Consider the following 11,153-nt stretch of genomic DNA (forward strand, 5'->3'; position numbering starts at 1 on the left):
GGGTGGCGCATAGAATCGCCAGGTCGGCCGTCGTGCCTGCACCCCGCTCGCGGAAGCGGGTATCCGCGCACGTCGCCAGCCCCCGTTTTCGAGAGGTCGAGAAAGCATGCCAGTACAGCCGTCCGGTGGGATCGGGTGACCGAGCGACAGTTGAGTGAACCCGGAACCGACACCGCCGACGACGTGACCACCGAGGGTGGCGTGCGTCGCACCGTGCTGCCCGGTGGACTGCGCGTGGTCACCGAGCACGTGCCCGGTGTGCGTTCGGCCTCGATCGGCGTCTGGGTTGGCGTTGGCTCGCGGGACGAAGGGCCGACCGTGGCCGGGGCGGCACACTTCCTCGAACACCTGCTGTTCAAAGCGACTCCCACCCGCACCGCGCTCGACATCGCCCAGACCATGGACGCCGTCGGCGGCGAACTCAACGCCTTCACGGCCAAGGAACAGACCTGCTACTACGCCCACGTCATCGACGAGGATCTGCCGCTCGCGGTCGAACTCGTCTCCGACGTGGTGCTCAACGGGCTGTGCCGGGCCGTCGACGTCGACGTGGAGCGGCAGGTGGTGCTCGAGGAGATCGCCATGCGCGACGACGACCCCGAGGATCTCGTCGCCGACTGCTACCTCACCGCGCTGTTCGGTGACCACCCCATCGGGCGCCCCGTGATCGGCACCGTCGAATCCATCGAGGGCATGCAGGCCGCCCAGTTGCGTGGTTTCCATCAGCGCCGGTACCGACCCGAGCGCATGGTCGTCGCGGTGGCGGGCAATGTCGAACACGAACGGGTGGTCGAGCTGGTTCGCCACGCCTTCGGCCCGCACCTCGACCCCGCCGCCGAACCGGCACCGCGCCGGGAGGGCAAGTTCCGCGCCCAGAGCGCACCGGGACTGGTACGCATCAACCGCGACAGTGAACAGACCCACCTCACCTTCGGGGTGCGCGCGTTCGGCAGGCACGAAGGCCAGCAGCGTTGGCCGCTGTCGGTGCTCAACACGGTGATCGGTGGCGGGCTGAGTTCGCGGCTGTTCCAGCGCATCCGGGAGGAACGCGGCCTGGCGTACTCGGTGTACTCGAGCGTCGACACCTTCGCCGACACCGGTGCCTTCTCCGTCTCCCTCGGCTGCCAGCCCGAAAACCTCGCCCAGGTGGCGGGTTTGGCGCGCTCGGTGCTCGACGAGGTCGCCGCCGCGGGCATCACCGACGCCGAATGTGCCCGCGCCAAGGGCTCGCTGCGCGGTGGCCTGGTACTCGGCCTCGAGGACTCCGCGTCGCGGATGAACCGCATCGGCCGCAGCGAACTCAGCTACGGCAACCACCGCAGCGTCTCGGCGACCCTGGCCCGCATCGACGCCGTCACCACCGACGAGGTCAACGCCATCGCCCGCACCCTGCTCGCCCGCCCCTACGGTGCCGCCGTCGCGGGCCCCTACCGCCGCACCCGCGACCTACCCACCTCGGTCCGCAAACTCGTCGAGAACTGAGCGCCCTCGGGTAGCTAGGCGCGTGCGGTGTCGACGCGGCCGCTGTGCAGCGGAAGGGACGCGGCGACAACGTATTTCGTGGCGTCGGCGCCCGCGGTGAAGGTGCCGCCGAGCATGGTCGCGCGTTCGCGCATGCCGAGCAGGCCGTGGCCCGCGCCAGTGGCAGGGGTGGGCGTGCACGGATTGGTGACGCGGATATCGATGGCCTCGTCGGTGACCGCGACCGTGACGTCGACCGGGGCGCCCGGTGCGTGGCGGATCGCGTTGCTGAGTGCCTCCTGGACGATCCGGTAGGTCGAGAGGCCGACGGCGTCGGGTGCTGTCGTCGTGTCGCCGGTGAGCGTCATGGTGACCCGGGTACCGCCGCCGCGCACCGTTTCCACGAGTTCGGTGAGGTCGCGCAAGGTTGGTTGGGGCAGCAGTGTGGCGTCGCCGCTGCGCAGCACGCCGAGGATGTGGCGCATCTCGGTGAGCGCGACCGTGGCGCTGGTGCGGATGGTGTCGAGCCGGGCGCTGGTCGTGGCCGCGAGGTCCGGGGCGCTGTGCTGGGCGGCCTCGGCCTGGATGGCGATCACCGTCATGTGGTGGGCGACCACGTCGTGTAGTTCGCGGGCGATGCGGGCGCGTTCCTCCCACAGCGAGGTGAGCTGGCGTTGCCGCTCGGTGCTGTCGCGTTCGCGGCGCAGACTGGTGCTGGTGACGCCGACCGTGCGGATCGCGATCACGGTGGAGAGCACCAGCCCCGAAACCGCGCTCGCACCGAGAATCCCGACCAGCCATTCGGCCGGTCGCAGCCACAGCGCCAACCCGACCCCCGTCGCCACGGTCGCCACCCAGATCCCCGCGGCGGCGCGGGCACCCGCGCGAACCGCGCCCACACCGAGAACGACGAAATAGCTGGTGAGCATCGGATCGACCCACAGTTCGGCCTGCACCCCGGTGAACACCGACGCGGCGGTCAACGCCGCGAGCCCGAGCGCCCACCCGGCCTCCGGAGCACGCATGGCCACCGCGACCGCGATGCCGATGGTCAGCGCGAGCGCGAGGACCTGGAACATCGCCAGTTCGGTATCGGCCACCATGGTCGCCAGCACCGCGACGAACCCGACCACGGCCGCGGCGACGCTCAGCGACAACCGTTGCCACCGGCCGAGTCGAGGTGGCCAGGACTCCAGCACGCGGGCGGCGATCTTCTCCATGCGCTCATCCTTATCGATCGCGGGCACCGTCACACCAGATCGCGACGGCGCACGACGACAACGGCGACGGCGAGGAAGAACACCGGGTACACCGCCAGCGCCACCACGGCGTGCGGCCAGCCCAGAAGATCGAGCACCCCCGGCGTCGCCTCGCCCTGCAACGTTCGCAGCTCACCGGCCAGCGACCCCGCCACCGATCCGGGCAGGTAGTGCGTCACCGTACCGGCACTGCCGAGCATCTCACCGAAGAAGCGGAGCACGTTCTCCAGCACCAGCACCCACACCAGACCGAGCCCGACCGCGAGCGACGGTCCGCGCGCGAGCAGACCGATCAACGCGCCGAGCAACGTCCACATGGTCAGAATCGCGATGCCGCTGCCGACGCCCGCCAGGATCCGGCCAACCGACGGCAGCCGGAGCGGCTGGGATTCGGCCGAGGCGATGACGCACGCGACGCTCAGATCCAGCGCGAACGCGCCGACCACCGCCACGCCCGCCACCGTGAGCAACGCGAGCACCGTGCCGAGCAGCGCGGTGACGCGCGCGGGGCCCTGGGTGAACACCGTCTTCCAAGTGCCCCAGCCGTACCCGCTGCCGGTGGCGAGCGCGCCGAGGATCAGCATCAGCGCGCCACCGAAAAGAACGGTGCCGCCGACGAATTCCTCCGGCACCGCCGCGGGCATCATCTGGGCGAGCACGTATTCGCGTGGCTGCCCCTCGGTGGCGTCGCTGGAACTGTCGGAGCTGTAGCTGATGTAGTTGAGCAGGTACATGAAAGTGAGGTTGAGCGTCAGCCAGACGGCGAGCAGGCTCCACAACACGGGCCAGCGGCGCAGTCGCAGCAGTTCGGCGCGAATACTGTCGATCATGCGACGTTCTCCACATCCGGGGCGGTCATCTCGAAATACGCTTCTTCCAGCGAGCGCTCCGTCGAACGCAATTCGTGCAGTTCTGCGCCCGCGTCGAGCACCGCGCGGGCGATGAGCGGTGCCGCGTCGGGCCCCGCTTCGACCCGGATCCCGGTCTGGGTGGGGGTGGCGTCGCCGACCGCGACCCGGATCGCTTCGACTGCGGCCTGCACCGGTTCGGCGCGCACGAAAAGGGTGCTGCGCCCGCGCATCTCGGCGACGGTGGATTCCGCGATCAGGGTGCCGCCGTTGATCACACCGACCCGGTCGCAGATCTCCTGCACTTCGGCGAGCAGATGACTCGACAGCAGAATGGTGTGCCCGTCGGCGGCGAGATCGGTGATGAGGGTGCGCATTTCGGCCATGCCGCCGGGGTCGAAGCCGTTGGTCGGTTCGTCGAGGATGAGCAGTTCGGGGTTGCCGAGCAGAGCGCAGCCGACGCCGAGCCGTTGTTTCATGCCCTGGGAATAGGTGCGGAAGCGGTCCTCGCCCCGGTCGGCGAGACCGACACGGGCCAGTGCCTCGTCCACGGCCGCATCCGGGATGCGCCGATAGCGGGCCATGACGCGCAGATTGTCGCGTCCGGACAGATAGGGATAGAAGCCGGGACTCTCGATCAGCACGCCGATCCGGGCGAGGGCCTCCGGGTCGCCGGGTGCCTTTCCGAGGACCCGCGCGGTTCCGCTGGTCGGTTCTATGAGCCCGACCAACATGCGCAGTGTCGTGGTTTTCCCCGCGCCGTTCGGACCGAGGAAACCGTAGATTTCCCCGGCGCGAACGGTGAGGTCGACCTTGTCGACGGCGACTTTGTCGTCGTAACTCTTGGTCAGATTCTCCGTGACCACAATCATGATTCAACCGTAGATTTCAGCTGGTCCCGGCACATCCCGCCGCAGAGTGATCACCGGTGGTAGCTCTCAGGAGGGATGGTCATTCCACCAGGTGACCGAGCCGGGGGACGGCCACCTCGAATTCGGTGTGCATTTTCGCGACCTGTGATTTGCCGACCACCGTTTTCATCATCAGATCGCGGACCTTCGTCGCCGCGAAACCGTCCCAGGACGAAATCGTGCCGATTTTCCAGGACGCTTTCTGTAATGCCTCCGCTTCGGGCCTGCGCGCTTTCTCGTACGCCGTCAGCGCCCGCCGCACCGCCGCCCCGTCACCGACGTCGATGGAGCCAAGATGATTGGCCAGCGTGATCGCGTCGACAATGCCTTCGCTGGCGCCACGTCCGAGATTGGGCGTCACCGCATGGGCGGCGTCGCCGAGGAAGACGACGCGTCCCGCGCTCCACGCGGGCATCGGGCCGAGCGCGCGCACGTTGTGGTGCAACATCACCTCCGGCGGGGTGGCCGCGATCAGGTCGCGCACCGCGGCGGGGAAGACGTCGAACCGGCGCAGCAGGTCGTCTTTGACCGTGTGCGCCGGGGCGTCGAGTTCCAGGGTCGGCCTGGCCAGCCCGGCCACCCAGAACACATTGTTGTTGCCGCAGTCCTTGATGGCGACGCGGTTGCCCCGCCCGAAGAGCAGCGTGAACATGTTGGAGCCGAACGGCGGCACGTGGTCGGCCACCGCGTGCACCAATCGGTAACTGGCGGTGCGCAGTTCGACCTCGGGGAAGATCTTCTGCCGGGTCGCGGAGTTGATGCCGTCGGCGGCGACGAGCAGGTCGGCCCGTTCCCGGTGACCGTTGTCGAACGTCACGGTGACACCGGAGGCGTCGTGGGCGATATCGATCGCCCGGTGGTTGAAGTTGATCGGGCCGAGATCCGGTGAGTTGGCCAGGGTGTCTATCACCTCCGCGCGCCGGATCATCACCGGCATCGGCGCGTGGTAGCGCTCGGCCAGTTCGGCCAGCGGTGCGTGGTAGAGCGGGGTGCCGTCCTGGTTGAAGAACTGCTGGCGGTGCACGTCGGCGCCACGCGCCCGGATCTGCTCGGCCAGACCGAGTTCGGCGAAGGCCCGCATGCCCTTCACCCAGATCTGCAACGACGCGCCGACGGTGCCGAACGCGGGCGCCTGCTCGAACAGGGGCGCCTCGATCCCCACCCGACGTAACGCGATGCTGGTGCTGAGACCACCGATCCCGCCGCCGAGAATGATCACACGACCGTTCGCTGTACTCATGGGTGCTCCAAGCGGGTGCGCTGGGTGGCGGCGACGAGATCGAGATCGAAGTCGCCGGAACGGAATTCGGGTGTGGACAGGATGTCGGTGTGGAAGCTCGCGCTGGTGGTGAGGCCGTGGCCCTCCACCACCAGTTCATCGAGCGCGCGGAGCATGCGGTCGATCGCGGCGGGCCGGTCGGCGGCCCAGACGATGACTTTCGCCAGCAGTGCGTCGTAGTACGGCGACACCGTCACCCCCGGTTCGAGGTGGCTGTCGACCCGCACCCAGGGTCCGGCCGGGGGACGATAGCGGCTGACCCGGCCGGTGGTCGGTGCGAAATCACGCGCCGGATCCTCGGCGTTGATGCGGCATTCGATCGCGTGCCCGCGAACGGTGACGTCGGACTGACCGAAGCTCAGCGGCAGGCCCTGCGCGATGCGCAGTTGCTCGGCGACCAGGTCGATTCCGCACACCATCTCGGTGACCGGATGCTCCACCTGCAGGCGCGCGTTCATCTCCATGAACCAGAAGCCACCGTCGCGATCGAGCAGGAACTCCATCGTTCCGGCGCCTTCGTACCCGACCGAGCGGGCACCGGCGACGGCGGCGGCGCCGATCGCGGCACGGGTGGCGTCGTCGAGCGCTGGCGAGGGCGATTCCTCGAGCAGCTTCTGATGGCGACGCTGCACCGAGCAGTCGCGTTCGCCGAGGTGCACGACAGTGCCGTGCCGGTCGCCGAGGATCTGCACCTCGATATGGCGGGCGCCCTCGAGATAGCGCTCGATGTAGAGGCTGCCGTCCCCGAAGGCGAGGGCGGCTTCGGTCTGGGTGCGGCGGTAGGCGTCCGCGATCTCGGCGGGCTCGCGGACCACCCGCATACCGCGTCCGCCGCCACCGGCCGCCGCTTTGAGGATGACCGGGAAACCGATCTCCTCGGCGACCTGTTCGGCCTCCTCGACGCCGGTCAGCACCGACGTGGTCCCCGGGAGCAGGGGCAGACCCGCCGCGCTCATCAGCGCGCGCGTTACCGCCTTGTCGGCCAGGGCGGCCATCGTCTCCGGCGAAGGGCCGACGAAGACCAGGCCCTCCTCGGCGCACACCGAGGCGAAATCGGCGTTCTCCGAGAGGAATCCGTAGCCGGGGTGGACGGCGTCGGCACCCGTGCGCAGGGCCGCGCCGATGACGTTGGGGATGTTGAGGTAGCTGCGACCGGGCTCCGGCGGGCCGATGCACACCGCGTCGTCGGCCAGTCGCAGGGCGAGCGAGTCGGTGTCGGCGGTCGAATAGACCACCACGCTGCGCAATCCGAGTTCCCGGCAGGCCCGCACCACCCGCAGCGCGATCTCGCCACGGTTGGCGACGAGAACGGTTTTGATCGGCCGTTCGGCCTCGGTCACCGGATTCATGACGCGATCTCCATTCGGGCCGACTCGTCGGGCTCGAGCAGGATCAGCTGTTGGCCGTACTCGACGACGTCACCGTCGGCGGGCAGGATTCGCACCACCCGTCCCGGGCCGGGCGCGGTGATGCGGTTCATCAGCTTCATCGCCTCCACGATCGCGACGACCTGGCCCTCCTGCACGACATCGCCGGGGGCCACGAACGGGTCGGCCCCGGGCTCGGGGCTGCGGAAGAAGTGTCCGACCAGGGGTGATTCGATCGCGACGGTGGTGGAATCCGGCGCCGGGCCCGCCGGTTCGACCGCGACGACCTGGGCGGGCGGCAGGCTCGTGGCCTCCGGCTCGTCCGGCCATTCCATCTCCAGGTCGAACTCTCCCGCCCGGACCCGGAGCCGCCGCGGTCGCGGGTGGAGGTCGGCGACGAGGCCGCGCACCTCATCGATCATGTGGCTCAACGATTTGTCTGTGGTCATCGGTTTGTCTCCCAGGTGTGTCACGAGCCGAACTTCCGGAACTTGCGGTACCTGGCCTCGATCAGGTCGGGGCCGGGCACGGTGGACAATGCGGTGAGCGCGTTCGACAGGGCCGCGCGCAGATCGCCCGCCATCCGCACGATGTCGGGTCCGCCCTCGGCGTCCTCGGGGATGACGCCGTCGACAACGCCGAGCGAAAGCAGATCCGCGGCAGTGAGTTTCAGCGCTTCGGCGGCGGTGGTCGCCGCTGCGCGGTCGCCCCACAGGATCGCGGCGCACCCCTCCGGGCTGATGACGGAGTAGTAGGCGTTCTCGAACATCAGCACGATGTCGGCGACACCGAGCGCCAGCGCCCCACCGCTGCCGCCCTCGCCGGTGACCACGGTGACGATCGGCACACCGAGCCTGCTCGATTCCATGATGGCGCGGGCGATGGCCCCGGCCTGCCCGCGTTCCTCGGCCCCGACGCCGGGATAGGCGCCCGGTGTGTCGATCAGGGTGACGATCGGCAGCCCGAACTTCGCCGCGTGCCGCATCAGCCGCAGCGCTTTGCGATACCCCTCCGGTTCGGGCATGCCGAAGTTGCGGGCGATGGATTCCCTGGTGTCGCTGCCCTTTTCGTGGCCGATCAACATCACCGCCCGCCCGCCGAGGGTGGCGAGTCCACCGACCAGCGCCGAGCTGTCGGCGAACATGCGGTCACCGCGCAACTCCGCGAAGGTGTCGAAGGCCACTGCGGCGAAACTCAGGGTGGTCGGGCGGGCCTGATCGCGCGCGATCTTCACCACCGTCCCGGCCGCTCGCGGGGACACCAGCGCAGGGTCGGTGACGGCCACCGGTGGCAGTACCGGACCCAGCGGCGCGTCCGGTGCGTGCGCGACGAGTACCTTGGCCAGCTGGGTGCGCAACTGCGCGCGCGGTACGACCGCATCGATCAGCCCGTGGGCCAGCAGGAATTCGGCGGTCTGGAAGCCGGGCGGCAGGTCCTCGCCGATGGTCTGGCTGATGACGCCCGGCCCGGCGAACCCGATCAGGGCGCCGGGCTCGGCCACCAGCACGTCGCCGAGCATGGCGAACGAGGCGGTGACACCGCCGAAGGTCGGGTCGGTGAGCAGGCACACCACGAGCAGTCCGGCCTCGTGCAGACGAGCGATCGCCTGACTGGTCTTGGCCATCTGCATCAGCGACAAACTGCCCTCCTGCATGCGCGCACCACCGGAGGCACAGCACAGCAGCAGCGGAAGACGGTGCGCTAGTGCGTGTTCGGCCGCGCGGGTGACGACTTCGCCGACGGCCGACCCCATCGAGCCGCCCATGAAGCCGAACTCCATCGCGGCGACGACCAGTTCCCGGCCGTCGACGGTGCCGACACCGAACACGGCCGCGTCGTGCGCGCCGGTCTTGGCGCGGGCCTGCTCGAGCCGCTGCCGGTAGGACTTGTGGTCGCGGAACCCGAGGACGTCGCGGGTTTCGATGTCGTCGTATCCGCCCGGGGTCCAGGAGTTCTCGTCGAGCAGCAGGGCCAGGCGCCGATGCACGTCGATGCGCAGGTGGTGGCCGCAACGGGTGCAGACGCGCAGGTTGCGCTCCAGCTGTGGTTTGTACTGGTATTCGGCGCAGGACGGGCATTTGGTCCAGGTGCTGTCCTGGTCGGTGCCCTGCCTGCCGATGGTGTCGATCACTTCGGTCATCGGAACTCTCCGTTCGGCTCTGACTTGTCGATCTGTGCGGCCAGGAAGGCCCGCAGCGCGTCGGCGACGGGGCCGGGCGCCTCCGCGTGCACGGCATGGCCGGTACCGGGAACGAACACGTGCGAGCCGTCGGCCAGCAGTCCCAACGCGCGGCGCACGTGTTCGTCGGTCATGAGCGCGCCGGTGCGCTCGTCGCCCTGGACGAGCAACACCGGACACCGCAGTCGCGACATCAGCTCGTCGGGGTCTTGTTCGCGCTGGTTGCGCCCCTCCACCCAGCGTTGGTTCAGCTCAGGATCGGCCATGCGCAGCGACACCGCGATCGACCGCATCGCCTGGTTGGGGACGGCGTAGCCGAGCATCGCCGCACGCTGGGCGTCGTTGAGCCGGTACAGCGCCGAGTCGACGATCACCACCGCTCGCACCAGCTCGGGCCGGGCGGCGGCGACCATCGCGGCGATCCAGCCGCCCATCGAATGCCCGAACAGCACCACCGGCGCGCCGATGCGCTCGGTGACGAACTGCTCGACGTCGGCGGCGAAGTCGGCCAGCGCGTACCGACCCGCCACCCAGTCGGATCGGCCGTGCCCGCGCAGGTCCGGTGCGTAGACGTCCCAACCGGGGCCGAGCGAGCGCACGAGTGGCCGGAAGGTCTGCCACCGTGCGCCCAGCCCGTGCAGCATGCACAGCGACGGCCTGATGTCACCGCTGGCGTGGGCGTATTCGAGCGTCGCCGCGCGGGTGCGGAACCGGCCCGTCTCGATCGGACCCACGGCAGGCCGCATGCCTCAGCCCGCCCAGACCAGGGTCATCCCGGCGTACTTCCACTTGCTCGTCTCGATGGCGAGGAGCAGGACGTTGTCACCGGCCGCCAGCCGTCCCGCGCGCGCCGCCTCGTCCAGGGCGAGGGGAACCGCGGCCGAACCGGTGGCCCCGACCCGTTCGATGTTCTCGTAGATCTTGTCGCGCAGGGCGAGCCACTCGTCGGTGAGCAGACCCGCCGCTTCCAGCTCGCTGGTCATATACCCGGCGTTGCCCTCGGGGACGACCCACAGGGCGATGTCCTCGGCTTTCACGCCGCTGATCTCGAGCATCTCGCGCAATGATCGGGTGATCATGTGCGGGATGTACTTTCCCGACTCGACGACGTCGACCTTGAGCTCCATCAGCCGCTTGGCCAGCACCTGCTCGTGCAGCGGGGCGTGCGTCGAGCCGCCGATCACCTGCATGCCCGGCTTCTTGGTGCCGCCCATCGTGACGATGGAGGAACCGAGCACTCCGGCCCTGGTGTGCGGGTCGGCGGGTTCGGCGCGCAGCACGAGCGCGCCCGCGCCGTCGCCGAAGGTGTAGGCCACCAGCCGATCGCGCATGCGGATCCGCTCCGGGTCGGTGTTGCGATACATCGGCACGAGCAGGGGAGAGATGGCCTCGCTGCCGATCACCAGCGCGGTGCGGTGTGTGCCGCGCTCGAGGTAGCCACGCGCCACGTCGGCGGCCTCGACGAAACCGGCACAGCCGGAACGCACTTCGATGGTGGTGCACTCGGCGATCCCGAGGTGCTCCTGCACGAAGGTCACCGCGGGCGGGAGCAGGTACTCGGGACTGGCCGTCGACATCACGATCAGATCCACCTCACCCGCCTCGATGCCCGCCCGTTCGAGCGCGGCGCGCGCGGCGCCCGCGGCCATCTGGGAGTTGGTCACCAGGTGATCGCCGGTGTCGGGGTCGATCATCCAGTGGCGCTCCTTGACCTGGATGCCCTCGAGGATGTCCTCGGGCACCGGCCCGAGCAGCGCCTCGACCTGCTTGTTGTCGATCGGGTCGCCGTGCAGGTAGCTGCCCGTGCCGACCACCTGAGCGGTGAATTCCTGTGTTGCCATAACGCGTG

10 protein-coding genes are annotated in these 11,153 nt (G+C 69.3%); 1 reads left to right on the plus strand and 9 read right to left on the minus strand.

The genetic code is table 11. The annotated features are described in order from the left end of the window. Nucleotides 1-135 precede the first annotated feature (135 nt). Complete coding sequence (locus NC7_RS07430; RefSeq protein ID WP_373861229.1) at nt 136-1,482, plus strand: M16 family metallopeptidase; 1,347 nt, start codon at nt 136-138, stop codon at nt 1,480-1,482. A gap of 14 nt (nt 1,483-1,496) precedes the next feature. Here the strand turns inward: NC7_RS07430 and NC7_RS07435 are convergent, their stop codons facing one another. The 9 genes from NC7_RS07435 to NC7_RS07475 form a co-directional block, all read right to left on the minus strand. Then, the gene (locus NC7_RS07435; RefSeq protein ID WP_067980704.1) at nt 1,497-2,681 is read right to left on the minus strand and encodes a sensor histidine kinase; all 1,185 of its coding nucleotides are present in this window, start codon (nt 2,679-2,681) and stop codon (nt 1,497-1,499) included. 29 nt (nt 2,682-2,710) lie between these two features. Further along, nucleotides 2,711-3,550, minus strand: a complete 840-nt coding sequence (locus tag NC7_RS07440; RefSeq protein ID WP_067980705.1) for an ABC transporter permease subunit — start codon at nt 3,548-3,550, stop codon at nt 2,711-2,713. Continuing rightward, nucleotides 3,547-4,440: an ABC transporter ATP-binding protein gene (locus NC7_RS07445; RefSeq protein WP_067980707.1), complete on the minus strand. Its 894-nt coding sequence runs from the start codon at nt 4,438-4,440 to the stop codon at nt 3,547-3,549. The genes NC7_RS07440 and NC7_RS07445 overlap by 4 nt, the downstream gene beginning before the upstream one ends. A gap of 79 nt (nt 4,441-4,519) precedes the next feature. Beyond that, nucleotides 4,520-5,719: an FAD-dependent monooxygenase gene (locus NC7_RS07450; RefSeq protein WP_084458126.1), complete on the minus strand. Its 1,200-nt coding sequence runs from the start codon at nt 5,717-5,719 to the stop codon at nt 4,520-4,522. Further along, on the minus strand, nt 5,716-7,107 hold the full coding sequence (gene accC, locus NC7_RS07455; RefSeq protein ID WP_067980710.1) for an acetyl-CoA carboxylase biotin carboxylase subunit: 1,392 nt from the start codon (nt 7,105-7,107) through the stop codon (nt 5,716-5,718). Before accC ends, NC7_RS07450 begins: the two co-directional genes overlap by 4 nt. Then, a complete protein-coding gene (locus NC7_RS07460; RefSeq protein WP_157101877.1) occupies nt 7,104-7,574 on the minus strand; it encodes an acetyl-CoA carboxylase biotin carboxyl carrier protein in 471 nt (156 codons plus the stop codon). Before NC7_RS07460 ends, accC begins: the two co-directional genes overlap by 4 nt. A 20-nt stretch (nt 7,575-7,594) precedes the next feature. Next, on the minus strand, nt 7,595-9,265 hold the full coding sequence (gene accD / locus NC7_RS07465; protein WP_067980712.1) for an acetyl-CoA carboxylase, carboxyltransferase subunit beta: 1,671 nt from the start codon (nt 9,263-9,265) through the stop codon (nt 7,595-7,597). Continuing rightward, nucleotides 9,262-10,038, minus strand: a complete 777-nt coding sequence (locus tag NC7_RS07470; protein WP_067980714.1) for an alpha/beta fold hydrolase — start codon at nt 10,036-10,038, stop codon at nt 9,262-9,264. The genes accD and NC7_RS07470 overlap by 4 nt, the downstream gene beginning before the upstream one ends. A gap of 15 nt (nt 10,039-10,053) precedes the next feature. Continuing rightward, a complete protein-coding gene (locus tag NC7_RS07475) occupies nt 10,054-11,145 on the minus strand; it encodes a 3-oxoacyl-ACP synthase III family protein (RefSeq protein WP_067980716.1) in 1,092 nt (363 codons plus the stop codon). Nucleotides 11,146-11,153: the final 8 nt, after the last annotated feature.

It is taken from the genome of Nocardia caishijiensis NBRC 108228 (genome assembly GCF_001612825.1).
In the GTDB taxonomy this organism is placed as follows: domain Bacteria; phylum Actinomycetota; class Actinomycetes; order Mycobacteriales; family Mycobacteriaceae; genus Nocardia; species Nocardia caishijiensis.